Origin of the sequence: Streptomyces sp. NPDC048142 (assembly GCF_043202835.1) — a bacterium.
Taxonomy (GTDB): Bacteria; Actinomycetota; Actinomycetes; order Streptomycetales; family Streptomycetaceae; genus Streptomyces.
The window spans coordinates 44,525-70,578 of the sequence record NZ_JBIDBC010000027.1 but is presented as its reverse complement, the minus strand read 5'-3'; the positions used below and the strand labels follow the sequence as shown (position 1 = coordinate 70,578).

At 72.0% G+C, this 26,054-nt stretch carries 26 protein-coding genes and 1 riboswitch; of the genes, 13 read left to right on the top strand and 13 right to left on the bottom strand.

Annotated elements, in window-relative coordinates; all coding sequences use genetic code 11:
• The first annotated feature begins 13 nt into the window (after nucleotides 1-13).
• The 3 genes from macS (at nucleotide 14) to ACGF2Y_RS27900 (ending at nucleotide 3,044) form a co-directional block, all read left to right on the top strand.
• Complete coding sequence (macS, locus tag ACGF2Y_RS27910) at nucleotides 14-1,264, top strand: MacS family sensor histidine kinase (RefSeq protein WP_392952876.1); 1,251 nt, start codon at nucleotides 14-16, stop codon at nucleotides 1,262-1,264.
• Nucleotides 1,261-1,965: a response regulator gene (locus ACGF2Y_RS27905; protein WP_392952873.1), complete on the top strand. Its 705-nt coding sequence runs from the start codon at nucleotides 1,261-1,263 to the stop codon at nucleotides 1,963-1,965. Before macS ends, ACGF2Y_RS27905 begins: the two co-directional genes overlap by 4 nt.
• Nucleotides 1,966-2,048: 83 nt before the next feature.
• Nucleotides 2,049-3,044 carry a 2-hydroxyacid dehydrogenase gene (locus tag ACGF2Y_RS27900; RefSeq protein WP_392952871.1) on the top strand — a complete coding sequence of 332 codons (996 nt, stop codon included), beginning with the start codon at nucleotides 2,049-2,051 and terminating at the stop codon, nucleotides 3,042-3,044.
• Between the two features lie 31 nt (nucleotides 3,045-3,075).
• Here ACGF2Y_RS27900 and ACGF2Y_RS27895 read toward each other — a convergent pair whose 3' ends face one another.
• Both ACGF2Y_RS27895 and ACGF2Y_RS27890 read right to left on the bottom strand, forming a co-directional pair.
• The gene (locus tag ACGF2Y_RS27895) at nucleotides 3,076-5,028 is read right to left on the bottom strand and encodes an anthranilate synthase family protein (protein ID WP_392952869.1); all 1,953 of its coding nucleotides are present in this window, start codon (nucleotides 5,026-5,028) and stop codon (nucleotides 3,076-3,078) included.
• Between the two features lie 126 nt (nucleotides 5,029-5,154).
• On the bottom strand, nucleotides 5,155-5,223 hold the full coding sequence (locus ACGF2Y_RS27890) for a trp operon leader peptide (RefSeq protein ID WP_106972956.1): 69 nt from the start codon (nucleotides 5,221-5,223) through the stop codon (nucleotides 5,155-5,157).
• Between the two features lie 102 nt (nucleotides 5,224-5,325).
• On the opposite strand from ACGF2Y_RS27890, the gene ACGF2Y_RS27885 reads away from it, so the two are divergent.
• Entirely contained in the window at nucleotides 5,326-6,672 is a 1,347-nt protein-coding gene (locus ACGF2Y_RS27885) for a class II 3-deoxy-7-phosphoheptulonate synthase (protein WP_392952968.1), read from the top strand.
• A 174-nt stretch (nucleotides 6,673-6,846) separates the two neighbouring features.
• Nucleotides 6,847-7,128 carry a bacterioferritin-associated ferredoxin gene (locus ACGF2Y_RS27880; RefSeq protein ID WP_392952867.1) on the top strand — a complete coding sequence of 94 codons (282 nt, stop codon included), beginning with the start codon at nucleotides 6,847-6,849 and terminating at the stop codon, nucleotides 7,126-7,128.
• 50 nt (nucleotides 7,129-7,178) lie between these two features.
• Here the strand turns inward: ACGF2Y_RS27880 and bfr are convergent, their stop codons facing one another.
• Nucleotides 7,179-7,658, bottom strand: coding sequence for a bacterioferritin (gene bfr, locus ACGF2Y_RS27875; protein ID WP_007451289.1), 480 nt, complete (start codon nucleotides 7,656-7,658; stop codon nucleotides 7,179-7,181).
• Nucleotides 7,659-7,816: 158 nt separating this feature from the next.
• On the opposite strand from bfr, the gene ACGF2Y_RS27870 reads away from it, so the two are divergent.
• Nucleotides 7,817-8,449: a sulfite oxidase-like oxidoreductase gene (locus tag ACGF2Y_RS27870; protein ID WP_392952865.1), complete on the top strand. Its 633-nt coding sequence runs from the start codon at nucleotides 7,817-7,819 to the stop codon at nucleotides 8,447-8,449.
• A 48-nt stretch (nucleotides 8,450-8,497) separates the two neighbouring features.
• Here ACGF2Y_RS27870 and ACGF2Y_RS27865 read toward each other — a convergent pair whose 3' ends face one another.
• From ACGF2Y_RS27865 to thiO, 5 genes are all read right to left on the bottom strand, one after another.
• The gene (locus tag ACGF2Y_RS27865; RefSeq protein WP_392952863.1) at nucleotides 8,498-9,364 is read right to left on the bottom strand and encodes a deoxyribonuclease IV; all 867 of its coding nucleotides are present in this window, start codon (nucleotides 9,362-9,364) and stop codon (nucleotides 8,498-8,500) included.
• 6 nt (nucleotides 9,365-9,370) lie between these two features.
• Nucleotides 9,371-11,308 carry a Stk1 family PASTA domain-containing Ser/Thr kinase gene (gene pknB, locus ACGF2Y_RS27860; protein WP_392952860.1) on the bottom strand — a complete coding sequence of 646 codons (1,938 nt, stop codon included), beginning with the start codon at nucleotides 11,306-11,308 and terminating at the stop codon, nucleotides 9,371-9,373.
• 219 nt (nucleotides 11,309-11,527) lie between these two features.
• Nucleotides 11,528-12,322, bottom strand: coding sequence for a thiazole synthase (locus tag ACGF2Y_RS27855; protein WP_392952858.1), 795 nt, complete (start codon nucleotides 12,320-12,322; stop codon nucleotides 11,528-11,530).
• A gap of 2 nt (nucleotides 12,323-12,324) precedes the next feature.
• A complete protein-coding gene (thiS, locus tag ACGF2Y_RS27850; RefSeq protein ID WP_392952855.1) occupies nucleotides 12,325-12,597 on the bottom strand; it encodes a sulfur carrier protein ThiS in 273 nt (90 codons plus the stop codon).
• Nucleotides 12,594-13,784: a glycine oxidase ThiO gene (gene thiO, locus ACGF2Y_RS27845; RefSeq protein ID WP_392952853.1), complete on the bottom strand. Its 1,191-nt coding sequence runs from the start codon at nucleotides 13,782-13,784 to the stop codon at nucleotides 12,594-12,596. The genes thiS and thiO overlap by 4 nt, the downstream gene beginning before the upstream one ends.
• Nucleotides 13,782-13,893: riboswitch (TPP riboswitch) on the bottom strand. Its footprint overlaps the gene before it by 3 nt.
• 53 nt (nucleotides 13,894-13,946) lie before the next feature.
• Between thiO and ACGF2Y_RS27840 the strand changes: the two genes are divergently transcribed.
• From ACGF2Y_RS27840 to ACGF2Y_RS27815, 6 genes are all read left to right on the top strand, one after another.
• On the top strand, nucleotides 13,947-14,288 hold the full coding sequence (locus ACGF2Y_RS27840; protein ID WP_392952850.1) for a hypothetical protein: 342 nt from the start codon (nucleotides 13,947-13,949) through the stop codon (nucleotides 14,286-14,288).
• Between the two features lie 100 nt (nucleotides 14,289-14,388).
• Nucleotides 14,389-15,633, top strand: a complete 1,245-nt coding sequence (locus ACGF2Y_RS27835; protein WP_392952847.1) for an NAD(P)/FAD-dependent oxidoreductase — start codon at nucleotides 14,389-14,391, stop codon at nucleotides 15,631-15,633.
• A gap of 82 nt (nucleotides 15,634-15,715) precedes the next feature.
• Nucleotides 15,716-16,081 carry an Rv2175c family DNA-binding protein gene (locus tag ACGF2Y_RS27830; RefSeq protein WP_371622973.1) on the top strand — a complete coding sequence of 122 codons (366 nt, stop codon included), beginning with the start codon at nucleotides 15,716-15,718 and terminating at the stop codon, nucleotides 16,079-16,081.
• 76 nt (nucleotides 16,082-16,157) lie between these two features.
• Nucleotides 16,158-16,808, top strand: a complete 651-nt coding sequence (gene thiE, locus ACGF2Y_RS27825) for a thiamine phosphate synthase (RefSeq protein WP_392952844.1) — start codon at nucleotides 16,158-16,160, stop codon at nucleotides 16,806-16,808.
• A gap of 138 nt (nucleotides 16,809-16,946) precedes the next feature.
• Nucleotides 16,947-17,864 carry a methylenetetrahydrofolate reductase [NAD(P)H] gene (gene metF / locus ACGF2Y_RS27820; RefSeq protein WP_392952841.1) on the top strand — a complete coding sequence of 306 codons (918 nt, stop codon included), beginning with the start codon at nucleotides 16,947-16,949 and terminating at the stop codon, nucleotides 17,862-17,864.
• A gap of 49 nt (nucleotides 17,865-17,913) precedes the next feature.
• On the top strand, nucleotides 17,914-18,864 hold the full coding sequence (locus tag ACGF2Y_RS27815; RefSeq protein WP_392952839.1) for a hypothetical protein: 951 nt from the start codon (nucleotides 17,914-17,916) through the stop codon (nucleotides 18,862-18,864).
• A gap of 122 nt (nucleotides 18,865-18,986) precedes the next feature.
• Here the strand turns inward: ACGF2Y_RS27815 and ACGF2Y_RS27810 are convergent, their stop codons facing one another.
• From ACGF2Y_RS27810 to ACGF2Y_RS27790, 5 genes are all read right to left on the bottom strand, one after another.
• A complete protein-coding gene (locus tag ACGF2Y_RS27810; RefSeq protein ID WP_392952836.1) occupies nucleotides 18,987-20,501 on the bottom strand; it encodes a phytoene desaturase family protein in 1,515 nt (504 codons plus the stop codon).
• Nucleotides 20,502-20,532: 31 nt separating this feature from the next.
• Nucleotides 20,533-21,150, bottom strand: coding sequence for a DUF4126 domain-containing protein (locus ACGF2Y_RS27805; RefSeq protein ID WP_392952833.1), 618 nt, complete (start codon nucleotides 21,148-21,150; stop codon nucleotides 20,533-20,535).
• Nucleotides 21,151-21,558: 408 nt separating this feature from the next.
• Nucleotides 21,559-22,170 carry a TetR/AcrR family transcriptional regulator gene (locus ACGF2Y_RS27800; RefSeq protein ID WP_392952830.1) on the bottom strand — a complete coding sequence of 204 codons (612 nt, stop codon included), beginning with the start codon at nucleotides 22,168-22,170 and terminating at the stop codon, nucleotides 21,559-21,561.
• 53 nt (nucleotides 22,171-22,223) lie between these two features.
• The gene (locus tag ACGF2Y_RS27795; RefSeq protein WP_392952828.1) at nucleotides 22,224-24,311 is read right to left on the bottom strand and encodes a YhgE/Pip family protein; all 2,088 of its coding nucleotides are present in this window, start codon (nucleotides 24,309-24,311) and stop codon (nucleotides 22,224-22,226) included.
• Entirely contained in the window at nucleotides 24,283-25,038 is a 756-nt protein-coding gene (locus tag ACGF2Y_RS27790; RefSeq protein ID WP_392952825.1) for an ATP-binding cassette domain-containing protein, read from the bottom strand. Before ACGF2Y_RS27790 ends, ACGF2Y_RS27795 begins: the two co-directional genes overlap by 29 nt.
• A 203-nt stretch (nucleotides 25,039-25,241) precedes the next feature.
• On the opposite strand from ACGF2Y_RS27790, the gene ACGF2Y_RS27785 reads away from it, so the two are divergent.
• On the top strand, nucleotides 25,242-25,940 hold the full coding sequence (locus tag ACGF2Y_RS27785; protein ID WP_392952822.1) for a class I SAM-dependent methyltransferase: 699 nt from the start codon (nucleotides 25,242-25,244) through the stop codon (nucleotides 25,938-25,940).
• Nucleotides 25,941-26,054: the final 114 nt, after the last annotated feature.

Genomic DNA, 26,054 nt, shown 5'->3' with positions numbered 1-26,054 from the left:
CGGGGGGTGGGCCATGGCCAAGCGTGAGCGGGTCGTACGGATGTCGGTCGAGCTGCCGCTGTGGCGTGCGCTGACGGGCTACCGCGTCCTGACCATGATCTACGCGGTACTGCTCGCGATCTTCGGGAGGGACGACTTCGGCCGGCAGAGGTTCGAGCGGCCCTGGGTGGCCGTCGCGTACCTGGCCTTCCTCTTCGTCTGGACGCTCGCCACCCTGCCCAAGGTCCGCTCGGCGGCGAGCTGCACCAAACGCTTCCTCGGCGCGGACCTGGTCGTCGCGCTGACCGGCATCCTGCTCACCCCGCTCGCCGACGTCGACTCGCGGGCACTCGGCGGCCCGACGCTCCCGTCGATCTGGACGGCCGGCGCGGTCCTCGCCTTCGCGATCAAGGGCGGCTGGCGGTGGGCGGCCTTCGCCTCCACCTTCGTCGCGGCCGCCAACATCATCCAGCGCGGCGAGCCCGGCCGGGACACCTACCACAACGTCCTGCTGGTCTGGGTCGCCTCCATCGCCATCGGGTACGTCGTCGAGGTCGCCCGCGCCAGTGAGCGCACCCTCGCCCGCGCCCTGGAGATCGAGGCCGCCACCCGCGAACGCGAACGGCTCGCCCGCGACATCCACGACAGCGTGCTCCAGGTCCTCGCCATGGTGCAGCGCCGGGGCACCGAGATCGGCGGCGAGGCGGCAGAGCTGGGCCGGATGGCCGGCGAGCAGGAGATCGCCCTGCGCACCCTGGTCTCCAGCGGCCTGGTCCCACCGACCCGGGTCTCCGAGGACGCCGCCGAAGGGGCCGTGGTCCGCACGGTCGAGGTCGACGAGGAGAGCCCCGGCGGCGGGGCCGCCTGCGACCTGCGGGCCCTGCTCGCCCCGCACGCCGGATCCCGTACGAGCTTCGCGGAGCCGGGCGCCCCGGTGCTGCTCCCCGCCGAGTCGGCCCGGGAGCTGGCCGCCGCCGTCAGCGCCGCCCTGGACAACGTACGGGTGCACGCGGGCCCGGACGCCCGGGCGTGGATCCTGGTCGAGGACGAGCCGGACGAGGTGATCGTCACCGTCCGGGACGACGGCCCCGGCATCCCCGAGGGGCGGCTCGCCCAGGCGGAGGGGGAGGGGCGGCTCGGGGTCGCCCTGTCCATCCGCGGCCGGCTGCGCGACCTGGGCGGCACGGCAGAGCTGATCTCGGTGCCCGGACAGGGCTGCGAGGTCGAGTTGAAGGTTCCCAGAGCACCGAAGGTTTCCCGGGGGAAGGCAGGATCGGCCCGATGAATACGCAGAACGCAGCACAGGACGAGCAGGGGGCCGCCGACCGGCCCATCAGGGTCATGGTCGTCGACGACCACCCCATGTGGCGCGACGCGGTCGCCCGCGACCTGGCCGAGTCCGGCTTCGACGTCGTCGCGACCGCCGGGGACGGCCCGCAGGCGGTCCGCCGGGCCAAGGCCGTGGGCCCGGACGTCCTGGTCCTCGACCTGAACCTCCCCGGCATGCCCGGCGTCCAGGTCTGCAAGGAGCTGGTCGGGACCCTCCCGGGCCTGCGGGTCCTGGTCCTTTCCGCGAGCGGCGAGCACGCCGACGTCCTGGAGGCGGTGAAGTCCGGGGCCACCGGCTATCTGCTGAAGTCCGCCTCCACCCAGGAGCTGACCGACGCCGTCCGCTCCACCGCGGGCGGCGACCCCGTCTTCACACCGGGCCTCGCCGGCCTCGTCCTCGGCGAGTACCGCAGGCTCGCCTCCGACCCCGCACCCGCGGCGTCCAACGAGCCCAAGGCCCCGCAGCTCACCGACCGGGAGACCGAGGTACTGCGGCTGGTCGCCAAGGGGCTCTCGTACAAGCAGATCGCCGAACGCCTGGTCATCTCGCACCGCACGGTCCAGAACCATGTGCAGAACACCCTCGGCAAGCTCCAGCTGCACAACCGGGTGGAGCTCGTCCGGTACGCCATCGAGCGCGGCCTCGACGACGTCTGACCCGGCGGGGACGGGACCGGGGCCGTATATTCGCGCTCACCGGCCCTGCCCGGTCCCGCCCCAGACACAGCTCGGGAGTACCCGTGGAAATCCTGGCCTTCGGTGTGCAGTCCGACGAGAAGCCCCTGATCGAGAAGGCCTTCGAGGCCCTGCACGAGGTCCGCTGCCTGGACGTCTTCCTGAACCGGGACACCGCCCCCATCGCGGCCGGCTACGAGATCGTCTCCACCAGCGTCAACGCCGACCTCGGCGCCCAGGTGCTCCAGACGCTCGCCGCGGGCGGCACACAGATGATCGCCCAGCGCTCCACCGGCTTCAACAACATCGACCTGGAGGTCGCCGAGCGGCTCGCCCTGCGCGTCGCCCGGGTCTCGCACTACTCCCCGTACGCGGTCGCCGAATTCGCCTGGACGCTCGCCATGGCCGTGAACCGGCGCATCATCCGCGCCGCGAGCCGCACCCGGGACTTCGACTTCCGCCTGGACGGGCTGCTCGGCCGGGACATGCACGGCCGGACCGTCGGGGTGCTCGGCACCGGGAAGATCGGCGAGGCGTTCACCCGGATCGCCCACGGCTTCGGCATGAAACTGCTCGGCTGGGACGTGGCCCGGAACCCGGCCTGCGTCGAGCTGGGCATGGAGTACGTCGACAAGGAGCGGCTGTTCGCCGAGGCCGACCTGATCAGCCTGCACGTGCCCCTGCTGCCCAGCACCCGGCACCTCATCGACGAGGCCGCCCTCACGGCGATGAAGGACGACGCGATCCTCGTCAACTCCAGCCGCGGCGGCCTCATCGACAGCGCCGCCCTGGTCACCGAGTTGCGCGCGGGCCGCTTCCTCGGCGTCGGACTCGACGTGTACGAGGCGGAGGCCGGGCTGTTCTTCCTCGACAAGTCCCTGGAGGGCATCGACGACGACACCCTCGCCCGTCTGGTGACCTTCCCCAACGTCGTCGTCACCTCCCACCAGGCGTACTACACCGAGGACGCGGTGGGCCAGATCATCGACGCGACCGTCACGAACGTCACCGACTACCTGGCCCGCCGCCACAGCGAGAACGTCCTCGTGCCGAGGAAGTGAAGCCGTACCTCAGCCGGGCGCCACCGTTTCCTCAGCCGGGCACCACCTGCAGCCCCGCCAGCAGCTCCGTCACGATCACCGAGCCCCGCACGGTCAGCACCGACTCCGGGTGGAACTGCACCGAGGCGAAGCCGGGCCCCCGCAGCGCGTGCAGCTCACCGCTGTCCTCGTCCCGGCTCACCTCGATCCCGTGCGCGGCCAGCTCGGCGGCGGCCGGACCGTCGCACCGCCCGGTGAAGCTGTTGTAGAAGCCCACCGTCTCCGGCCGCCCGAACAGCTCGATCCGGGTCTGCGCCCCCTGGTACGGCACGGCCTTGCGCACGATCTCCAGACCCAGCTCCGCCGCGATCAGCTCGTGCCCGAGGCAGACCCCCAGCAGCCCGTGCCGGTGGTCCCGCACCAGCTCGGCGGTGATCTCACGCAGCAGCCGCATCTTCGGGTCGGTGAGATCGCCCGGATCACCCGGACCCGGACCCAGCACCACGGGCCCCTCGTGCGCCCGGACCACCTCGCGCAGCCCCGGCTCGTCGTAGCGGCGCACCGAGACGTCCAGCCCGGACGCCCGCAGCAGATGGGCCAGCATCGCGGTGAACGTGTCCTCGCCGTCCACCACCAGCGCATGACCCGCCAGGTCCCGGGTGCGCTCCTGCATCCGCAGCCAGAACGGCGCGAGGCCGCCGCGCCGGTCGTCCAGCGCCGCCTGCACCCGGGGGTCGGAGGCCAGCCGCGGGCGGTCCGCCTCCGCCCCGGGCCGCCCCGGCCGCACCCCCAGCGCGGCCAGCACCCCGGCCGCCTTGGCGTGGGTCTCGGCGACCTCGCTGTCCGGGTCCGAATGGCGTACGAGGGTGGCCCCGACAGGCACCTCCAGCGAGCCGTCCGGGGCGATGTCGGCCGTACGGATCAGGATCGGCGAGTCCAGCGTCTGCGCCCCGTTCGCGTCCTGGCCCAGCAGGGCCAGCGCGCCCGCGTAGTAGCCGCGGCCCCCGGACTCGTACCGCTCGATGACCCGGCAGGCGTTCTGCACCGGTGAACCCGTCACGGTCGCCGCGAACATCGTCTCGCGCAGCACGTCGCGCACATCCAGCGAGGACCGGCCGCGCAGCTCGTACTCGGTGTGCGCGAGGTGCGCCATCTCCTTGAGCCGGGGCCCGACCACCACCCCGCCCATGTCGCCGACCGTGCACATCATCTTCAGCTCCTCGTCGACCACCATGGACAGCTCCTCGCTCTCCTTGCGGTCCCCGAGGAACGCCAGCAGGCTCTCGGCGGTCGGCCCCCCGGCCGGGTAGCGGTACGTCCCGCTGATCGGGTTCATCACGACCGTCCCGCCGGACATCCGTACGTGCACCTCCGGGCTCGCCCCCACCAGCGTCCGCCCGCCCGTCGCCCGCCGCCGCCCCGAATCGGATGTCCCTTCGGTACCGATGCCTCCCGTGTGGACGACGAACGTCCAGTAGGCGCCCCGCTCGCCCGCCAGCAGCCGCCGGAACAGCGCTAGCGCGTCCGCCCGCCCGAACCCGGGGATCTCGCCCCGGAACGTCCGCCGGATCACGAAGTTCGCGCCCTCGCCCTGCCCGATCTCGTCCCGGATCACCCGCCGCACGATGTCGGCGTACGCGTCGTCCGGCACGTCGAACCCGCGGTCCTGAACCGTCACGTCATGGTCGGGCAGCGCCGCCAGCAGCTCCGTGAGCTCCAGCTCGTGCGTCTCGTCGGCGACCAGCACGCTCAGCGGGGTGCCGTCGTCGCGCACGTCGAAGCCGCGCTCGGCGATCTGCCGGAACGGCACCAGGGCGAGCGCCGGCGACGCGCCCACCGGCAGATCGGCCAGCCGGTCCGCCTCCAGCACCTCGCCGATCAGCAGTTCGACGTGATCGTGGTCACGGCCGGGCGGGCGCCGGCGCAGCAGAGCGAACGGCGGGGCGTCGTCGGCCAGCAGCCGGCGGACGAGACCGGAGGCGGAGCGGGGCGGGGTCTGGGACATGGGAGCAGGTTCCTTCCGGACGGGCCCGTACGGGGTTCCGTACGGGATTCACAGGGGGAGGAACGGCTCCGCAACGCAGAAAAGGCCGCCCCTCGGGCGGCCTTCGCGAAGTGTCAGCGCGATGAATCAGCGGGCCGCCGGATGAGCGGTCCACCACCAGTTCTGGATCGAGATCCGGATCAGTCGCGTCGACATGCTGCGACCCTAGCGGACCTTCTGGCCACCGGAGCGGGTGTCTCAACTATTGAGCGCTCGAATGGATGCTCCCCGCGACCCCGTAATGTTGGGTACGTGACCGTGAACGCCAATACCTCCGTCGCCGGTGGCAACACCTGGCGAGACCTTCCCGCGGCGCAGCAGCCCGAGTACCCCGACTCCGAGGCCCTGCGCGATGTACTCGCGGACCTCACGTCGTATCCGCCGCTCGTCTTCGCCGGCGAGTGCGACCAGCTGCGCGCCCGCATGGGAGCCGTCGCCAAGGGCGAGGCGTTCCTGCTGCAGGGCGGCGACTGTGCCGAGGCCTTCGACGCCGTGTCCGCCGAGCACATCAGGGCCAAGCTGAAGACGCTGCTCCAGATGAGCGCCGTCCTGACCTACGCGGCCTCCGTGCCCGTGGTGAAGGTCGGCCGGATCGCGGGCCAGTACTCCAAGCCGCGCTCCAAGTCGACCGAGACCCGGGACGGCGTGACCCTGCCGACCTACCGCGGCGACTCGGTGAACGGCTTCGCCTTCACCGAGGAGGCCCGGATCCCGGACCCCGCGCGGCTGAAGCAGATGTACCACGCGTCCTCCTCCACGCTGAACCTGGTGCGCGCCTTCACCACCGGCGGTTACGCGGACCTGCGCCAGGTCCACGCCTGGAACCAGGACTTCGTGAAGTCGTCCCCCTCCGGCCAGCGCTACGAGGCCCTGGCCCGCGAGATCGACAACGCGCTGAACTTCATGAAGGCGTGCGGCACCGACCCGGCCGAGTTCAAGGCAGTCGAGTTCTACGCCTCGCACGAGGCCCTGCTGCTGGACTACGAGTCGGCGCTGACCCGTACGGACTCGCGCACCGGCGAGCTGTACGACACCTCCGCCCACATGGTCTGGATCGGGGAGCGCACCCGCCAGATGGACGGCGCGCACATCGAGTTCGCCGCCAGGATCCGCAACCCGATCGGCATCAAGCTCGGCCCGACGACCACCGTCGACGAGGCGCTCGGCTACATCGACCGCCTCGACCCCGAGCGCGAGCCGGGCCGGCTGACCTTCGTCGTCCGGATGGGCGCCGACAAGGTCCGCGACAAGCTCCCCGAGCTGGTCGAGAAGGTCACCGCCTCGGGCGCGACCGTCGCCTGGGTGACCGACCCGATGCACGGCAACACCTTCGAGGCCGCCTCCGGCCACAAGACGCGCCGCTTCGACGACGTCCTGGACGAGGTCAAGGGCTTCTTCGAGGTCCACAAGGGCCTCGGCACCCACCCGGGCGGCATCCACGTGGAGCTGACCGGCGACGACGTCACCGAGTGCGTGGGCGGCGGCCACGAGATCTTCGTGGACGACCTGCACCAGCGCTACGAGACGGCCTGCGACCCCCGGCTCAACCGCAGCCAGTCCCTCGACCTGGCCTTCCTCGTCGCCGAGATGTACCGCGACCAGTAGTCCTGTGGGCCGGGAAATTCCCGGCCGTCGCACCTGTGGGGCACGGATCCATGTGATCCGTGCCCCACAGCCGCATCCGGACTTTTACGCCGGTTGAGCGACGGGTAAGGTTAGGTTAGCCTCACCGTGAAAACCGGACGGCACTCGTGACCGACCCGCAGGGAGGTGAACCGCATGTACGTCTGCTCCTGCTTCGGCATCACAGAAGCGCAGGTCAAGAAGCATGCGGACGCCGGAGCCTGCACACCCCGGCAGATCGCGTCGGCCTGCAAGGCCGGGACGGACTGCGGTGGCTGTGTACGCCGCATCCAGGCCCTGCTGGGACGGGGTGACTGCCCCCGCCGCGAGCTCCTCGACCAGCGGCAGGAGCCGGCGGCCGACTCTCTCGCGCACCAGGGCGCCGCAGCGGCCCTCGTGGACACGATCAGGGACGTACGGCTCTCCGACGCGGCCTGACCCGCCCGCCCGGGAACGGCACCGGCCCGTCCGCCCGGGAACAGCCCAGGTCAGCTCTCCGGCTGCTCGATCAGCTGGGCGATGTAGAGCGGCTCACCGAGCTTCTCGACCAGCTCCAGCTGGGTGTCGAGATAGTCGATGTGGTGCTCCTCGTCCTCCAGGATCGACTCGAAGATGTTCGCGGACGTGATGTCGCCCTTGCCGCGCATCACCTCGATGCCGCGCTTGAGGCGGTCGATCGCCTCCACCTCGACCTGGCGGTCCGCCTGGAACATCTCGGTGACCGTCTGTCCCACCCGGACATGGAAGAGCCGCTGGTAGTTCGGCAGCCCGTCGAGGAACAGGATCCGGTCGGTGAGGATCTCGGCGTGCTTCATCTCGTCGAAGGACTCGGCCCGGGTGTACTTGGCGAGCTTGGTCCACCCGAAGTTGTCCTGCATCTTGGCGTGCAGGAAGTACTGGTTGATGGCAGTCAATTCGGCGGTCAGCTGCTCATTGAGAAACTCAAGGACCTCGGGGTCGCCCTGCATGGCAAAGGCTCCTTCCAACCGGTGATCGATCTGGCAAGTTGGCCAGATCTTCGCACCGTGCCCAGCGGCCGTCCAGTAAGTGCACGCTTACTACGAGTTGCCCGAATGTGGTCCGCCCCTGGTCATGACCACCCCTGCCTGTCTGTCACCATGGAGGCATGGGTCAGCCGGAAAGCCGGGAAAACCGCGAAACAGAGCAGACCGAGCTTCCGCCGGGACAGCGACTGCAGCGCGGATGGCCGGTCACCCACTACGGGCCCGTTCCCAAGTTCAAGCCCGACCGCTGGGAGTTCCGGGTCTTCGGGGCCACCGCCGACGGCGACAAGCACTGCTGGAACCACCAGGACTTCTCGGCGCTGCCGTTCTCCTCCGTGGTCGCCGATCTGCACTGCGTGACGAAGTTCAGCATGGTCGGCGCCGAATGGGGCGGAGTCCTCGCCCGTACGGTCCTCGAACTGGCACCGCCCGCCCCCGACGCCACCCATGTGATGGTCTGGGCCGAGTACGGCTTCTCCTCGAACCTGCGCCTCGACGACTTCGCCTCCGAGCGCACCCTCTTCGCCACCCACAAGGACGGCGAACTCCTCACCGCCGAGCACGGCTTCCCGCTCCGCCTCGTCGTCCCGCACCTGTACGCCTGGAAGGGCCCGAAGTGGGTCCGGGGCATCGAGTACATGACGGCGGACCGGCGCGGATTCTGGGAGGAGCGGGGCTACCACAACATCGGCGACCCCTGGAGCGAGCAGCGCTACTCCTACCAGGAAGAGCCCGGGGACGGCCCCGAACTCTGACTCCGGCAGATCTCCCGGAGCTCATTCAACAGGTCTCCCGGAGTCCTTTCAGCAGGTCTCCCGGAGTTCCTTCAGACGGGCCACGTCCGCCGCGTGACCCTCCTTGCCGCCGGGCGTCTCGATGATCAGCGGTACGCCCTCGGTCGCCGGATGCGTGAACAGCTCCCGGAAGGGCTCCGCCCCGATGTGACCGGCGCCGATGTTCTCGTGCCGGTCCTTGTGGGCGCCCACGACGTCCTTGGAGTCGTTGGCGTGGATCAGTTTCAGCCGCCCCTCGCCGACCGTGTCCACCAGCAGGTCGAGCGTATGCCGCATCCCCGAAGGGCCGGTCAGATCGTGCCCGGCGGCGTAGATGTGGCACGTGTCCAGGCAGACGCCCAGCTTCGGGTGGGAGTCCAGCGCCTCGAAGTACGGCCCGAAGTCCCAGGTCCGCGAGCAGAGCGAGAAGCCCTGGCCGGCCGTCGACTCCAGCAGCAGGTCCGGATCGTCGTCGTGGGTCAGCTCGTCCAGCAGCGGGCGCAGGTGCGTCCGCACCTGGGCCAGCGCCTCGGCACGCGGCCGTCCGCCGGTCGCCGAACCGGTGTGCACCACCACGCCCAGCGCGCCGATCTCCCGGGCCCGCCGCAGCGAGTGGCGCAGGGACTCCACGGACTTCTCGACGGTCGCCGCGGTGTGCGAACCGAAGTTGATCAGATACGGGGCGTGGACGTACGCCGGGACCGAGGCCGCCGCGCACTCGGCGCGGAACAGCTCGTCCTGCGCCGGGTTCCCGGCGGGCGTCGCCCAGCCGCGCGGGTTGGCCACGAAGACCTGCACGGTCTCCGCCGCCAGCTCACGGGCGTACTCCAGGCCGACCTTGGCGAGACCGCCGGCCACCGGGACGTGACCGCCCACCGGGTTGCGCGGAGTGTGCATCTGGTTCTAGAACCCCTTGGTCTTGATGGTGATCGTGGACCCCTCGGGGGCCTGCTCGCCGCCGTCCACGGACTGGCTCGCGATCGTGTCGCTGAAGGAGAGGAACGGCCGGTCGACCTTCACCACGAAGCCCGCCTCCTCCAGGGTGTTCCGCGCCTCCTCGACGTCCCGGCCGGTGACGTCCGGGACGTCCAGCATCCGGGGGCCCTTGGAGACCGTCAGCTGGACCGTGTCGCCCTCGGCGGCCTCGGCGCCCTCGCCGGGGGACTGCCCGGCGACATCCCCCTCGGCCTGGGTGGAGTGGACCCGGCCGGGCAGCACCTCCGCCTTCAGCCCCTCGGCCTCCAGCTCGGCGGTGGCGTCCTTCGCCGGGAGCCCGGTGACGTCCGGGACATCGACAGGGGCGCCCTTGCTGACGACGAGCGCCACGGCCGTGTCCGGGCTGCGGTCGGTGCCCGCGCGGGGATCCGTGCGGATCACCTCGCCGCGGGCCACCTCCTGGCTGAACTCCCTGGTCACCATCCCGGGGGCCAGGCCCACCTTCTTCAGGGAACGCCGGGCGTCCGCGAGGGAACCGCCCACGACATCGGGCACCCGCACGATCTCCGGGCCCCGGGAGACGACGAGCCTCACCGAGCCGTTGCCCCGGATCCGCTCGCCCGACGCGGGATCGCTGCTCACGACCGAGCCCCGCTCGACGGTGTCGCTGAAGACCCGGTCCACGCCCTTGAGCCCGAGCCCGCTGTCCGCGAGCCGCTGCTCGGCGGCCTTCTGGGTCTGGCCCAGCAGTGAGGGGACCTGGGTGAACTGCCCGGAGTTGATGTACCAGACACCCGCCCCGATGCCCAGGGTCAGCAGGACGGCGGTGAGGACGGTGATGAGCTTGCGGTGCGGCCCGCCGAACGGGCGGCGCCGGCCGGTCCCGCGCCGGGCCCCGGCGGGCCCCGGCGGAGGCATCTCCAGGCGGCTGGTGCGGTGCACGACCCCGCCGTCGCCGCCACCGTCCGCCGGGAGAGCCCGCGGGATCACGCTCGTACGGTCGTCCGCGCCGTCGTGTGCCTGTGCCAGCGCCTGCGGCGGTACGGCGTCCAGCTCGGCGTCGCTCAGCGCGGCGCGGGCCTCCCGCGTCTCGGCCAGCAGCAGCACCGCGTCGTGCGGGCGCACCTCGGGATTGCGGGCCGTCGCGCTCGCCACCAGGCTGTCCAGCGCGACCGGGAGCCCCGGCACCACGGCGGACGGGGCCGGGACGTCGGCGTTGAGGTGATGGTAGATGACCTGGGCGGCGTTCTCGCCGGTGTGCGGCTTGGCGCCGGTCAGCATCTCGTACAGCACGACCCCGCAGGCGTACACATCACTGCGGGTGTCGGCCGTGCCGTGCTCGATCTGCTCGGGGGCCAGATACGACACCGTGCCCAGCAGCGAGCCGGTGCTGTCGGTGGCCGTCCCGACCGCCCTGACCAGGCCGAAGTCGGCGACCTTCACCCGGCCGTCGTCCCCTATCAGGACGTTCTCCGGCTTCATGTCGCGGTGCACGAACCCCGCCCGGTGCGCGGCGCCGAGCGCGGCGAGGACCGGCTCCAGGATGTCCAGGGCCGCCCGGGGCTGCAGGGCGCCCCGCTCGCGCAGCACATCGCGCAGGGTGCAGCCCGCCACGTACTCCATCGCGAGATAGACGTACGCGCCCTGGGCGCCCTGGTCGAAGACCGCGACGACATTGGGGTGCGCGAGGCGGGCCACCGACTTGGCCTCACGGATGAAGCGCTCGACGAACGAGACGTCGGTGGCGAGCGCCGGATGCATCACCTTGAGGGCGAGCACCCGGTCCAGGCGGGTGTCCACGGCCCGGTAGACCGTGGCCATCCCGCCGACGGCGATGCGTGCCTCTATGCGATACCGGCCGTCGAGCAGCTGCCCGACGAGAGGGTCCTGGAGGGTCGTGTCCACCCGGAGAGTCTACGAGCCGCCACCGACACCCCGGACGGACCGGGGCGGTGCCGGGGCCGTTCTGCAGCCGATCCGTGACAGGGACACGTCCCACGTGGCGGGACCATGGCGAGGGCGCGTCCGGGGTGGCGGGCCCGTGGCGGGCCCGTGGCGGGGTCACGTCCTATGTGGCGAGTGCGTGGCAGGGGCACGCCCCACGTGGCGAGTCCGCGCAGGTGCTCAGAACGCCGGGCGCTCCGGATCGAGCACCGCCCGCCCGTCCATCGGCGACGAGGCCTCGGCGAAGTGGCGGCGCGGAATCCGGCCCGCCCGGTACGCGAGCCGCCCGCCCTCCACCGCGTGACGCATCGCGGCGGCCATCAGCTCCGGCTCCTGGGCCCGGGTCACCGCCGAGGCCAGCATCACGGCCGCGCACCCCAGCTCCATCGCCTGCGCCGCGTCCGAGGCCGTCCCGGCGCCGGCGTCGAGGATCACCGGCACCCCGGCCCGCTCGACGATCAGCTCGAAGTTGTGCGGGTTGCGGATGCCGAGCCCGGAGCCGATGGGAGAGCCGAGCGGCATGATCGCCGCGCACCCCACGTCCTCCAGCTTCCGGGCCAGGACCGGATCGTCGTTGGTGTACGGCAGCACGACGAACCCGTCGTCGACCAGGATCTCCGCCGCGTCCAGCAGCTCGACGGTGTCGGGCAGCAGGGTCCGTTCGTCGGCCATCACCTCCAGCTTCACCCAGTCGGTGCCGAGCGCCTCCCGGGCCAGCCGGGCGGTCAGCACCGCCTCGCCCGCGGTGAAGCAGCCCGCGGTGTTCGGCAGGACCTGGATGGAGAGCCGCTCCAGCACCGAGAGCACCGAACCCCGCACGGTCGGGTCCAGCCGGCGCATCGCGACGGTGGTCAGCTCGGTGCCGGAGGCGATCAGCGAACGCTCCAGCACCTCCAGGCTCGGGGCACCGCCGGTGCCCATGATCAGCCGGGAGCCGAACGTGGCAGGACCCAGCGTGAAGACGTCGTCCGACATGGTCAGCCTCCCTGCACGGCGGTCAGTACCTCGACGCGGTCGCCCTCGCCGAGCGGCGTGGCGGCCCACCGGCCGCGCGGGACGACGCTCTCGTTGACGGCGACGGCGACTCCGGAGCGGGCCGGGGTCAGGGTGGCCACGAGGGCGTCCAGGGCCGTCCCGGCGGGGACGGCACGGGCTTCCCCGTTCACCGAGACGGAAACCGAAGCCCCGGACGGTACGGGAGCGGAGGCCGGGGCGGAGGCGGGCTCCGGCGCGGTGGGCTGCTGGGTCATGCGGGCTGCTCCTGGAGTGCGGGGGCGGCGGGGAGTGCCGGTGCGAACCGGCCGGGGGCGAAGGGGCGGGCCGTCTCGGGCAGCTCGCCGGTGGTGAGGGCGTCGGCCATCGCGTCCCCGGTGACGGGGGTCAGCAGGACGCCGTTGCGGTGGTGGCCGGTGGCGAGCAGCAGGCCGGGCAGGGCGGTCGGGCCGAGCAGCGGGGCGTTGTCGGGCGACGCGGGGCGCAGACCGGCCAGGGTCTCGGTGAGCGGCAGCTCGGTGATGCCGGGCACCAGCTCGTGGGCGTCGCGCAGCAGCTCGTACACCCCGCCGGCGGTGACCGTGGTGTCCCAGCCCATCTCCTCGCTGGTGGCGCCGATCACCAGCTCGCCGTTCTCGCGCGGCACGAGGTAGAGATGGCCGCCCCGGACCACGGCGCGCACGGTACGGCCGAGGAAGGGGGCGTACGCCGGGGGCACGGTGAGCCGGATGACCTGGCCCTTGACCGGTCTGACCGGCGGTACGAGCTCCGGCGGGAGCCCCGCGAGCCGGCCGCTGAGACTGCCCGCGGCGAGCACGACCTGATCGGCCGCGAACTCCGTGCCGTCGCCGAGCAGCGCCCCGGCGGCCCGGCCCCCGGCGACGGTGAGCCGCTCGGCGGTGGTCCGGCGGAACACGACCCCGGCCCGCTCGCACGCGGTCAGCAGCGCCGCGGCGAGGCGGCGCGGATCCACCTGGTGGTCGCCGTCGACCCGGAGGCCGCCCCGGACGCCCGGGGCCAGCATCGGCTCCAGGCGGCGGCACTCACGGCCGCTCAGCCAGGTCGACTCCAGGCCCGAACGCTCCTGGAGGGCGTGCAGTTCGCGCAGATGCGCCCGGTCGTCGGAGTCCAGGGCGACGGCGAGCGTCCCGCAGGCGCGGAAGCCGGTGTCCCGGCCGCTCGCCTCCTCCAGCTCGGCCACGAACGCCGGATAGCGGGCGGCGGAGGCGAGGTTGAGCCCGAGCAGCATCTGCTCGCCGTAGTGCAGTTCGGTGACGGCCGCCAGCATGCCCGCCGCGACCTGTGCGGCGCCGCCGCCCGGTGCGGGATCCGCCACGGTGACGCCCAGCCCCCGCTGGGCGGCCCGCCACGCGGTGACCAGGCCGATGATTCCGCCCCCGATGACGAGGACGTCGGATCCGGAGGTTCTCCGCGAGATACGCATGGGTGTCCAGCCCCTCCCTTCGCCGGCATGACCCGGAGCAGGTTCGTACGGTCGGAGGCCGCCAGCCTCCCTCTCAGCCCGGTGCGTCCGGGCTCCCGCGAGTGTTCTACCTTGGCCACCCTAAACCCACTCGCCCATGGCACAGTCAAGGGAGCAGCCACCGTGGCCCGTTCACTCGACGGACTCGTCCTGGCCCCGGTCGCCGACCAGGCGCCCGGCCAGGTCGGCACCCGCACCCGCTTCACCTACCACGAGCGGGACGGCCGGATCTGGGCCGAGTACGCGGGCGGCGACGTGGTCCGCGGCCATCTCGTCGGCACCCGGGCCGGGGACGTGCTGGACTTCCGTTACGTGCAGCTCAAACAGGACGGAACGACCTCGTCCGGGCACTGTCTCTCCACGGTCGTCGACCTCGCGGACGGCCGGGTGCGGCTGGAGGAGCGGTGGGCCTGGGAGTCCCAGGAGGGCAGCGGGACCAGCGTGGTGGAAGAGCTCGCTTCCTGAGCCCGTTCCCCGGGGCCCCTCGGCCTCGTTCCCCGCGTCCCCGCAGCTCCTTCCCCGCGACCCCCTACCTGGCAGTCCGTCAGTTGAATAAGGTGGACAGGTGAGCGAGCAGACAGAGCAGCGGGCGGCGCGGCAGCGGACACGGCACGTCGTGGTCGTCGGGGCGGGCATGGCGGGCGTGCAGAGCGCCGTGGCCCTGCGCGAGGCGGGCTTCACCGGGCCGGTCACCCTGATCGGCGCCGAGCCCCACCAGCCCTACGACCGACCGCCGCTGTCCAAGGCCGTGCTGCTGGGCAAGGCCGAGGACTCCGCCTTCGACGTCGACTTCGAGGCGCTGGACATCACCCTGCGCCTGGGCCTGCACGTCACCGCCCTGCGCGCCGCCGACCACGTGCTGGACACCGCCGACGGGCCGGTTCCCTACGACGCCCTGGTCCTGGCGACCGGCGCGGAGCCCCTGACCCTGCCCGGCACCGAAGGCGTGCCCGGCGTCCATCTGCTGCGCACCCTCGACGACGCCGCCCGGCTGCGGCCCGTCCTGGAGCGGCAGCACGACGTGGTCGTCGTCGGGGCGGGCTGGATCGGCGCGGAGTTCGCCACCGCCGCCCGTGCCGCGGGCTGCGCGGTCACCGTCGTCGAGGCCGCCGCCCGCCCGCTCGCGGGCACCCTGCCCGCCGAGGTGGCCGCCCCGATGGCCGACTGGTACGCCGACAGCGGCGCCGAACTCCTCACCGGGGCGCGGGTCGACCGCGTCGAGGAGGGGGCCGTCATCCTCGCGGACGGCCGCATCCTGCCCGCCGGGGCCGTGGTCGTCGGCATCGGCGCGCGCCCCGCCACCGACTGGCTGGCCGGCTCCGGGGTCGCACTCGGCCCGGACGGCTCGGTCACCGCCGACAGCGCGCTGCGCACCTCGCTGCCCGATGTGTACGCGGTCGGGGACTGCGCCTCCTTCCCCTCCGCCCGCTACGGGACACGCCTGCTGATCCACCACTGGGACAACGCCCTCCAGGGCCCGCGCACCGCGGCCGCCGCGATCATGGCCGTCCAGGACGGCGGACCGCTCCCCGTCCACGACCCCGTCCCGTACTTCTGGTCCGAGCAGTTCGGCCGCTTCGTGCAGTACGCCGGCCACCACGCGGTCGCCGACACCCTGCTGTGGCGCGGCGACGGGGCGGACGCGGCCTGGTCGGTGTGCTGGCTGCGCGACGGCGCGCTGGCCGCCGTGCTCGCCGTGGGGCGCCCGCGCGACCTCGCACAGGGCCGCAGGCTCATCGAATCGGGGGCCGTCCTGGACCCGGAGAAGGTGGCCGACCCCGCCGTACCACTGAAGTCCGCCGCCCTGTGAGGGGCCCGGGACCCGCCGCGGCCCACCCCCGTACGGTCGGCCCGGCTACCGACTGTCAGTCCTGGATGGCACGCTTGTCCCTGTGACCGAGATTGACGCAAAGACCGATGCTCTCGTCCCCGCCTGGCTCCACCTTCCCGACATCGCGGAAATGCTCGATGTCCAGGTGACGCGCGTACGGCAGCTGGTCAAGGAGGGCCAGCTCATCGCCGTACGCCGTGGTGAGAACCGGACGCTCCAGGTGCCCGCCGCCTTCATCGACGGCGACAAGGTGGTCAAGGGCCTCTCCGGCACCCTGACCCTCCTGAGGGACGACGGCTATTCCGACGAAGAGATGCTGGAGTGGCTCTTCACTCCCGACCCGACCCTGCCCGGCACCCCCGCACAGGCGCTGAGCGAGAATCGCGGTACGGAGGTGAAGCGCCGCGCCCAGGCGCTCGCCGTCTGACCGATACGACAGGAAGCGGAGCACGGGCCGCCCGCTGCGGCCCGTGCACCGTCACGACCACGGGGGAGCACCACCCATGTCCACGTCTCGCGAGCAGCTGTCCGACGCCCGGCTCTACCTGTGCACGGACGCCCGCAAGCGGCAGGGCGACCTCCCCGCCTTTCTGGACGCCGTGCTCGCCGGCGGCGTCGACATCGTCCAGCTCCGGGACAAGGGCATGGAGGCCGCCGAGGAGCTGGAGCATCTCGCCGTCCTCGCCGACGCCTGCCGCCGGCACGGCAAGCTCCTCGCGGTGAACGACCGCGCCGACGTCGCCCACGCCGTCGGCGCCGACGTCCTGCACCTCGGGCAGGGCGACCTGCCGGTGCCGGCCGCTCGTGCGATCATCGGCGCCGACCGGCTGATCGGCCGCTCCACACACGCCGAGGCCGAGGTCGACGCCGCCGTAGCCCAGGACGGCGTGGACTACTTCTGCACCGGCCCCTGCTGGCCCACCCCCACCAAGCCCGGCCGCCACGCTCCGGGCCTCGACCTCGTGCGCCACGCCGCTTCCCTCGACCAGCCGCGCCCCTGGTTCGCGATCGGCGGGATCGACGCCGGCAATCTGGATCAGGTGCTGGACGCCGGGGCCCGCCGTGTCGTCGTCGTCCGGGCGATCACCGAGGCCGACGACCCGGCCGGCGCCACCGCCGAGCTGGCCCGGCGTATCCGGGCGCACGCGCTCTGAGATTTCCCGCGCGCGCCGAAGCGCCGATGGGGGGACATCTCGGGCACTTGTCCGATGGGTGGACAGCAGTCCGACAAAATGAGGCAAACTTTCCCGCTGTGGTTGGGGGAGTCTCCACCCCCTGGTTAACCTCCCCTTATGGCCCTTGGTACACCCTCCACCAGGACGGATCACGCGCGCACGGTGCGTGACCTGCTAGCGACCGGCAAGACGTCGTACTCCTTCGAGTTCTGGGCGCCCAAGACGGAAAAAGGTGAGCGGAACCTCTGGAACGCCCTGCGCCGGGTCGAGGCGGTCCGCCCGAGCTTCGTCTCCGTGACGTACGGCGCCGGCGGCTCCACCCGTGCCGGGACGGTCCGGGCCACCCAGCAGATCGCCGCCGACACCACACTGACCCCGGTCGCCCATCTCACCGCCGTGGACCACTCCGTCGCCGAGCTGCGCAACATGGTCGGGCAGTACGCCGACGCGGGCATCAGGAACATCCTCGCGGTCCGCGGCGACCCGCCGGGCGACCCGATGGGCGAGTGGGTGGAGCACCCGCGGGGGGTGAAGTACGCCGCCGACCTCGTCCGGCTCATCAAGGAATCGGGCGACTTCTGCGTCGGCGTCGCCGCGTTCCCCGAAATGCACCCCCGGTCGACCGACTGGGAGGCGGACATCGGTCATTTCGTGGACAAGTGCCGGGCGGGTGCGGATTATGCGATCACCCAGATGTTCTTCCGCCCGGAGGACTATCTCCGGATGCGTGACCGGGTGGTCGCCGCGGGTTGCGAAACGCCCGTGATCCCCGAGGTCATGCCTTTGACGAGTGTGAAGCAACTGGAAAAGTTCCCCCAGCTCAGCAACGCGACCGTGCCCGCGTCGTTGAAAGAGCGCATCCTCGCGGTCAAGGACGATCCAGCCGCTGTACGCTCCATTGGCATCGAGTTCGCAACGGAGTTCTGCGCGAAGCTGCTGTCCGAGGGTGTGCCCGGACTGCACTTCATCACGCTCAACAACTCGACGGCTACGCTCGAAATCTACGAAAAACTCGGACTGCACAAGCAGTCGTGACCGGTCGTACCCGCCTCCGACGCGGCTACGGCCGAAGGAGGGGGCGGGCGTGGGCTGGACGGTCCTCTACATCGCATTCGGTCTGGTGGCCCTGTGGCTGCTCGGCGAGGTGCTGCTGCAGTACAAGGCACGACTGCGCTGGCGGCTCCTCGCCTTCGCCGGCTTCCTCGGCGTGGTGGTCGGGGTGCTGCTGGCCTCCGTTCCGGTCATCGTCGTCGGCACGCTCACCTTCGCCACCGGCCAGACCTTCGTGACGCTGTCCTTCCGGCGCGGCTTCTCCACCGGCTGGGCCATAGGCGGCAGCCCGGGGGAGAGCCGTCGGCGCAGGGGCGGCGGCGAGGCTGCCGCCGTGAAGGAACCCACGCTGGAGGTCTCGGACCTGGAGGTCGCCGACCCCGGGTACGACCGGCCCCCGGCCGCCCCGCCCACGCCGTCCGTCCACGAACCGCAGCCGCTGCCCGACGACACCGGCCAGTACGGCGTGTACGGGGACACCGGCTACGACGCGAACGGCAACTCCCGCCAGGACCAGGGCCAGGGCCAGGGCCAGGGACACGACGCCGACCCCTCGGCCCAGCCGCAGTACGCCGCGTACGACCCGTACACCGGCTACGAACAGCAGCCGGCCCAGGACCCCTACACGGGGACGTACGACTACGGCACCGACCGGCAGAGCTACGCCGCCTACTCCGACCCGTACATCGGCACCACCAACGGATCCCCCTCCCACGGCGGTTACGACTCCTACGGCAACGCCGACGGCGACGGCTACGACAGCCAGGGCGGGCAGCAGAGCTACGCCGACCCCTACGCCCAGAGCTACGGCACGGGGACGTACGGCGCGGAGGCGTACGGCGTGGACACCCCGCCCGGCGGCGTCTGGGTCCCGCAGCAGCGCGACGCCGAGCGGTACCCCCCGATGCCGCCGGAGCAGCCAGCGGGCCCCGCTCCGTACGGCAACGGCTACGACACCGGCCAGAACGAGCAGTACCGCTACTGAGCCCGTGAGCCCGTGAGCCCGTGAGCCCGCGCGCCGCTGCCGGGGGACGGTCCAGCCCCGGCAGCACCGGCGTCCGGGCGGTCGCCCGCCGCCCGGACGACGCATCGGCCCGCGCTCCTCGCTCAGCGTGAGCCGCGGAAGTCGTCGCCCTCCACGACGAGTCCGGCCACCAGCGTCCCCGACATCCCGGCGTGTGCCAGCCCGCCGCCCGGGTGCGACCAGCCGCCCGCGAGATACAGCCCCGGCAGCCGGGTGAGGTTGCCCGGGTGCAGATACGCGCCGTCCGCCCCGGCCAGCGCGGGCGGCGGCACCGCACCGCCCTCGGCCCCCGTCTCCGCCTCGGTCTCCGCGGGCGTGCGGATCTCCGTGTGCAGGATCCGCTCCCGCAGCCCGGGAACGGCTGCCCCCGCCCGCTCCACCAGGACGTCGGCGAACCGCTGCCGCACCCCCGCGTCCCGCCAGTCGACCGGCCCGTGCGGTGCCACCGTCGCGGTGAGCGTCACCGCCTCGTGCTCCGCGTCCGGGCGGGTCGCCGGATCGTCGGGGCGCAGCACCGTCACCGTGGGGTGCCCGGCGACCCGGCCCGCGAACACCGCTTCCTGCTCCGCCGCACCGTCGGCGCTGTGCACCACGGTCCGGTGCGCCGCGTCCGCCTCCCGGGCCCCGCGCAGCGACAGCAGCACCGCGAACCGGCCCGCCGCGCCCGCGCCGGAGCCCGAGCGGCCCGTCACATCGCCCGCGCCCCACACCTGCTGACCCGGCACCAGACCCGGGCGCGGCCGGACCCCGAGCACCACCCGGTCGGCCTCGGCCACCGCACCGTCCGCCAGCTCCACGCCCGCCGCCCGGCCGTCCTTCTCGACGACCCGGACCACCTCTGCCCCGAAGACGAACCCCACCCTGCGGGCCAGGCACCGCTCGTACACCGCCCGCACCAGCTCGCGCATCCCGCCCAGCACGTACCAGCTGCCGAAGGTCTGCTCCATGTACGGCAGGAGCGCGGCGCTCGCGGGTGCGGTGCGCGGGTCGAGGCCGTGGGACAGCGCGTACCCGTCGAGCAGGGCGGCGAGCCGGGCGTCCGCCAGCTCCCACGCGCCGATCTCCGCGACCGTGGCCGCCTGCCGGGAGGCGCGCAGCAGGCGGCGCTGCCGCACCGCCGGATACGGATCGCGCCCCAGCACCTGGTGGTCCGCCCGCAGGGGCTCCTCCAGGAGCGGCCGCCGCGACCGGTCCCAGGCGTCCCGGGCCCGGTCCATGAAGGCGCTCCAGCGCGCCCCGGCTCCCGCGCCGAGCACGCCGTCCAGAGCGGCGGCGACCCCGGCCCGGGAGGCATTGGGCAGGGACACCGCCGTGCCGTCCGCGAAGAGATGGCGGCTCGCCGGATCGACCTGGGTCAGTGTCACGCACTGCTCCAGCGACTCCTTGCCGGTCTTCACGAAAAGGTCCCGCTGGACTGCGGGGAGGTGCAGCAGTCCGGGCCCGGTGTCGAAGACGAAGCCCTCGTGCGCATGGCGGCCGACCGAGCCGCCGTAGCTCGCGGACCGCTCGTACACCGTCACCTTGTCGCCCGCCACGGCGAGCCGGGCGGCCGCCGCCATCGCGCCCGTCCCGGCGCCGATCACCGCAATTCGTGCCATGCCGGTGACTTTATCGACCGGCGCCGACAGCTCAGCCGTCAGGCCAGGACCCACCCGTGCCGGCCAGGCGTTTCTCCTCGCGGCGCTGGGCCCGGCGGCGCAGGAAGCGGCGGATCCGCGAGGCCAGGAAGAGCACGGTGACGATGCCCAGCACCAGCAGCACGGCCGCGATCACGGCGGCCGCCACCGGGTTGAATATGGCGAACGTGATGACTCCGGCGACCCCGAGGTCCTCGACGACGCTCATCCCGACGTTGCTGAAGGGCTCCGGGGAGGTGTTGACGGCCATCCGCGTGCCGGCCTTCACCAGATGGCTCATCAGTGCCGTGGACCCGCCGATCGCGCCGGCCGCGAGCTCCGGCAGCGAACCGCTCTCCCCGGCGAGCAGCGCGGCGATCACCGCCCCGGCCACCGGCCGGATCACGGTGTGCGCCGTGTCCCAGACCGAGTCCACGTAGGGGACCTTGTCCGCCACCGCCTCGCAGAGGAACAGCGCACCGGCCACGATCAGGACATCGGTGCGCTGCAGGGCGGCGGGCACCTCGTCGGACACGCCGGTCGCGCCGAACAGGCCGAGCAGCAGGACCACCGCGTACGCGTTGATTCCGCTCGCCCAGCCGCTGGTGAAGACCAGGGGGATTACCGACACGCAGGCGATCGTAACGACCCGGCGAGGGACCCGGGTGGGGTTCGGCACGGAGCCCTGAGTATCCGTACTCAGGGACGGAGATGAGTAGCTACGCGGATAGGCCCCCACCTGCGGGGACGGCAGAGTGATGACCACGGAAGGGGCGCTGAGCCAGGACCGCCGGCACGGGGCGGCGGAACGGTGCGGTTCCCCCGACGCAACGGGGGGGCACGACGGGGCCCGGGGACCACGGGGGACATACGGGGTCACGGGGAACGGGTTTCCGGAAGCACGGAAGACGCCGGTCCGGTGAGGTTCGCGGGGGATGCGAACTTCACCGGCCGGCGTCTTCGGCTTTCCCGCTACGCTTTCGGACCCGGACGCCCCTGGACCCGGGGTGCCAGGAGTGCCCGGAGTACCCGGCGGGTCTCAGCGCCCGCTGACCCGCCCGTGCAGCAGCAGCGACAGCGCCGAGTGGACCTCGTCGATCGAGCGCTCCGGCTGGAACGCCTGCCAGTCCAGCGCCGCCACCAGCACCATCCCGACCAGCGCGGCGGCCGTCAGCGGGATGTCGATCTCCTCGCTCAGCTCACCGCTGCGCACCGCCTCCCGCAGTACGTCCTCGACGACCGCGACGGCTTCCTGGCGCACCACCAGCAGCGTGGACTGCCAGGCGCGGTTGGTGCGCCAGAGCTCGGCCACGTACAGCTGGGTGAAGGCCGGGTAGCGGTCGATGAAGGCGAGCCCGGCCCGGATCATCGCGTCCAGCGCCTCGACCCGGGTGCCGCCGCGCTCCTCGGACTCCTCGGCGGCGGTCCGCAGCGAGACCGTGAGCAGCCCCACGCCATGCCGGAGCAGCTCCTCGAACAGCTCGGTCTTGCTCTTGAAGTTGTAATAGACCGTGCCCTTGGCGACCCCGGCCCGCTCGGCGATCTCGTCGACGGTGGTCGCCGAGAAGCCCTTCTCGGCGATGAGTGTCACCGCCGCCTCGTAGAGCTTCTGCCGGGTGGCCTGGCGGCGCGTGGTGCCACTGCTTTCCATGAGTCCGATTCTTCCAGGCCCCGGCGAACTCACCGGCTCGGCTCCCAGCACGCTCACAGGCTCAGCTCCGGGTGCAGCCGGCTCAGGCTCCACACCTGCTTGCGGCGGGCGGTGAACGCGGTCAGGGCGAGCGCGCCGACGGTGAAGGCGCCCAGCACCGCGCAGCCCAGCCACACCGGGCCGAGGGGGCCGCCGGTGATCAGCCTGCGCAGCCCCTCGACGACGTACGTCATGGGGAGGTACGGGTGGATCGCGCCGAAGAAACCGGGGCTGGTCTGGACGGGGTACGTGCCCCCGGCCGAGGTCAGCTGAAGCATCAGCACCACCAGCACCAGGATCCGCCCGGCCGCCCCGAAGCAGGCGTTCAGCCACTGCACGATCGCGGCGAAGCAGCAGGTCACCAGGGCCAGGAAGGCGATCGTTCCGGCGGCGTGGGCCATCTGGAGGTCGAGGCCCCAGTGCAGGACGGCCATCAGGGCGCCGACCTGGGCCGTGCCGATGGCGGCGACCGGGAGCCAGCCGGCGAGCGCGATCCGCCAGGAGGAGGCCCCGGCGGCGAGGGCCCGCCGGTTGAGCGGCTGGATCAGCATGTACGCCACCATCGCGCCGACCCACAGGGACAGCGGGATGAAGTACGGGGCGAATCCGGTGCCGTAGTTGGGCGCTTCGTGCAGCGACTTGGAGGCCAGCTGGACGGGGTCGGCCATGACGTCGGTCCGCGCGTCGCGGTCCTTCTTGTCGTAGTCCGGGATCTTGTCCACGCCGTCGTTGAGGCCCTTGGCCAGCGCGGTCGAGCCGTCGCCGAGCCGGAACAGCCCGCCGTCCAGGTTCTCCGCGCCGGTCTTCAGCTTGCCGACGCCGGTGTCCAGGTTGCTGGAGCCGGTCTGCGCGCCGCCGAGTCCGGTGTGCAGCGCCTGCGCGCCCTTGGCGACCTTGTGGGCACCGGTGTTGAGTTTGTTGGCCTTGCTGACGGCCGATGCCAGGTCGTCGTCCAGGGTCGGCGCGCGCTCCGCGAGGTCCTCGGCCTGCTTCTGGAAGGCGGTCAGCTGGGTGCTCAGCTTCTTCAGGTCGCCGTTCTGGTTGGTGACCAGGGTGTTCACATCGGCGGCGATCTTCGCGACGTCGACGGCGGTGACCTTGGCGCGCTCCAGCGGCGGGCAGACCTTGGCGTCGGGCTCCTCGGCCTCCTCGCACTGGGTGCGGTGGATCCCGGTGAGCTCGTCGGCCGCCTCCTTGGCGCCGACGGCGGCGGTCGGCGCGCTCTTCACGAGCAGGTCGAGGTTGTTCCGTACGGCCCCGGAGGTGTCGGCGACCAGCCGCGCCGTGTCGCGGATGGACTTCCCGTTGTCCTGGAAGAAGGGGCGTACGTCGTCGGCGATCCCGTTGACCTTGTCGGCCAGCACCTGGGTGCCGCCGGCCACCTGCGCGGAGCCCGTGGCGACATCGCGCGAGAGCTGGTTCAGCTTGACGATCCCGTCGGAGAGCTTCTTGCTGCCCGCCTTGGAGTCCTTGAGGCCGTCCGCGAGGTCCTTGGAACCCTGCTTGGCCTTCGAGATGCCGCCCTTGAGGTCGTCGGCGCCCTTGGCGGCCTCGGCGGTCTTGTCGTGCAGATCGGAGAAGTTGATGAAGATGCGGTCCAGGAAGCCGCGGGAGGCGTTGGTGGAGGCGGCGTTGCGCACCTCTCCGAAGACCGTCCTGGAGATCTGCCCGACGATGTAGTTGTTCGCGTCGTTCGTCCGCACCTGGAGTGCGCCGGTCTCGGGGGAGTCCCCGCCGCTGGACGCGATCTTCTTGCTGAAGTCCGACGGCATCGTCAGCGAGAGGTAGTACGTGCCCTCCTCGACGCCCTTCTCGGCCTCGGCGGAACTCACCTCGTGCCAGTCGAACACCTTGGAGTCGAGCAGCTTCTCGCTGATCTCGTCCCCGGCCGTGACGCGCTTGCCGTCGCTGGTGGCCCCCTTGTCGTCGTTGACCAGGGCGACGGGCAGCTTGTCGAGCTTCCCGTACGGGTCCCAGAAGGAGCACAGGTACAGGGCGCCGTAGAGCAGCGGCAGGAGCAGCAGGGCCACCAGCGCGGCGGCCGGCAGCTTCCCCCTGCCGAACCGCTTCAGCTCAAGCGCGGCCAGCTTCGGCGAACGCATCGGCCGTCTCCTCATCGGTGGTGGGTGCGAGTGCGGGTGCGGTGCGTACGACCTGGGTGTCCTCGGGGGCCTTGCTGCACACGGCGAGCACGGTCGTCCCGGCGTCGGCCACGGAGCGCAGCAGCGCCCAGGCCTGGTCGCGTTCGGCGTCCGGGAGCTTGAGGTCGGTGTCGTCCACGGCGAGCAGCCGCGGCTTGCCGATCAGCGCCAGCGCGACGGACAGCCGCAGCGCCTCAAGACGCTCCAGATCCCGCACGGAGGTGCGCCCCGACTTAGGCAGCGTGGCGGGGTCGAGGCCCGCGGCCTCCAGGGCCTCGTCGACCCGGGCCTCGGCTGCGGCCCGGCGCTCGGCGCGCGGGCGCAGCAGGGTGCGCAGGGAGGCGCCGTAGCGGCCCTGGAGGAGGGCGCGTTCGCCGAGGTGCTCGGCGACGGTGAAGGCGGGGTCCAGCTCGCTGACGCCCGGCACCGGGCCCAGGGCGGCGATCCTGCGGACGGCGGCGGCCTGCTTGGGCAGCCGCAGTCCGCCGGTCTCCGCGTGGCCCTCGGTGGTGCGCATCCGGCCGGTCAGGGCGAGCAGCAGGCAGGTGCGGCCCGATCCCGACGGTCCCTCGATGGCCACCAGCGTTCCTGGCTCGGCACTGAACGTCACGTTCCGGAAGACCCAGCCGCGCGGTCCCTCCAGTCCGAAGTCCTCGGCGCCGACAGCCGCGCCGTGCGGGCTCTCCACAGACCCTCCCCTTTTTGAACTGACCAGTCAGTTCAAAACGGTAGTCCGAACTCGCGCTCGAAGCAAAACAGCAGGTGTCGGTTCGCGTGTGATGGGGCGAGTGCGCACGTGATCTGGCCAGACCGTGGCGAGTTCTCATCCGATTTGGCGGGGGTTCGGTCGATCCCCTGCGCTCAGGAGGCCATGCCGGGTACGGGAGAGGTATGACGCGGACAGCTGATCCCCGGTCCTTCGACCGGTTCGCCCCCGACTACGACCGCTTCGTGAGTCTTCTCCCGGGGCAGAACACCGCCTGGCTGCTCGGGCTGGGCTTGAAGGGCAAGCGTGCGCTGGACGCCGGCTGCGGTTCGGGGCACGCGGTCGAGGCCTTGGCGGACGGCTTCGAGGAAGTCGTCGGCCTGGACCTGAGTGCTCCCCTGATCGGGATCGCCAAGGCCAAGCGGACACGGCCCCACGTGCGCTACCTGCTGAAGGACCTGTTCGACCTGGAAGACGACGGCGGCTACGACCTGGTCTACAGCCACACGATGCTGCACCACCTGGAGGACTACCGCGCCGGCCTGGAGCACCTGAAGAGCCTCGCGCGGCCCGGCGGCACCGTCGCGCTGATCGACAACGTGTGTGATCTGTATCCGACGCCGCCGCGCAAGGCGTACACCTGGCCCGCGGTGTGGAGCTTCCCCGCTGAGATCCGACGCGTGGGGCTTCGCGACGCGTGGTTCCAGCTGCGCTTCTGGCACAGTCGGCCGTGGCTGGCGCACCTGCTCAGCGACCACTACCTGTCGCGCGAACAGTTCCGCGAGCTCTACGGCAGCGTCTTCCCCGGGGCCCGGTTCGACGATCTCGGCTTCGCGTTGGCGATGGTCTGGACAGCTCCGACGAGCAGGAGTGAGGTCCAGTGACCCGGCTGTCGGCTGTCTCCGGGGCAGCCTCCCGGGCATGATCCGGCATGGGAGTCCGGCCCCAACCAGGCCGCGCGGCATGCTGATCCGACATGCCGGGCCCGACGCGCGGGC

Excerpts from the sequence above, each read along its gene's own strand:
- macS (WP_392952876.1), top strand. The coding sequence starts at position 14 with ATGGCCAAGCGTGAGCGGGTCGTACGGATGTCGGTCGAGCTGCCGCTG.
- ACGF2Y_RS27905 (WP_392952873.1), top strand. The coding sequence starts at position 1,261 with ATGAATACGCAGAACGCAGCACAGGACGAGCAGGGGGCCGCCGACCGG.
- ACGF2Y_RS27895 (WP_392952869.1), bottom strand. The coding sequence starts at position 5,028 with ATGTCCCAGACCCCGCCCCGCTCCGCCTCCGGTCTCGTCCGCCGGCTG.
- ACGF2Y_RS27880 (WP_392952867.1), top strand. The coding sequence starts at position 6,847 with ATGTACGTCTGCTCCTGCTTCGGCATCACAGAAGCGCAGGTCAAGAAG.
- bfr (WP_007451289.1), bottom strand. The coding sequence starts at position 7,658 with ATGCAGGGCGACCCCGAGGTCCTTGAGTTTCTCAATGAGCAGCTGACC.
- ACGF2Y_RS27870 (WP_392952865.1), top strand. The coding sequence starts at position 7,817 with ATGGGTCAGCCGGAAAGCCGGGAAAACCGCGAAACAGAGCAGACCGAG.
- ACGF2Y_RS27865 (WP_392952863.1), bottom strand. The coding sequence starts at position 9,364 with ATGCACACTCCGCGCAACCCGGTGGGCGGTCACGTCCCGGTGGCCGGC.
- ACGF2Y_RS27855 (WP_392952858.1), bottom strand. The coding sequence starts at position 12,322 with ATGTCGGACGACGTCTTCACGCTGGGTCCTGCCACGTTCGGCTCCCGG.
- thiS (WP_392952855.1), bottom strand. The coding sequence starts at position 12,597 with ATGACCCAGCAGCCCACCGCGCCGGAGCCCGCCTCCGCCCCGGCCTCC.
- thiO (WP_392952853.1), bottom strand. The coding sequence starts at position 13,784 with ATGCGTATCTCGCGGAGAACCTCCGGATCCGACGTCCTCGTCATCGGG.
- thiE (WP_392952844.1), top strand. The coding sequence starts at position 16,158 with ATGTCCACGTCTCGCGAGCAGCTGTCCGACGCCCGGCTCTACCTGTGC.
- metF (WP_392952841.1), top strand. The coding sequence starts at position 16,947 with ATGGCCCTTGGTACACCCTCCACCAGGACGGATCACGCGCGCACGGTG.
- ACGF2Y_RS27810 (WP_392952836.1), bottom strand. The coding sequence starts at position 20,501 with ATGGCACGAATTGCGGTGATCGGCGCCGGGACGGGCGCGATGGCGGCG.
- ACGF2Y_RS27800 (WP_392952830.1), bottom strand. The coding sequence starts at position 22,170 with ATGGAAAGCAGTGGCACCACGCGCCGCCAGGCCACCCGGCAGAAGCTC.
- ACGF2Y_RS27795 (WP_392952828.1), bottom strand. The coding sequence starts at position 24,311 with ATGCGTTCGCCGAAGCTGGCCGCGCTTGAGCTGAAGCGGTTCGGCAGG.
- ACGF2Y_RS27785 (WP_392952822.1), top strand. The coding sequence starts at position 25,242 with ATGACGCGGACAGCTGATCCCCGGTCCTTCGACCGGTTCGCCCCCGAC.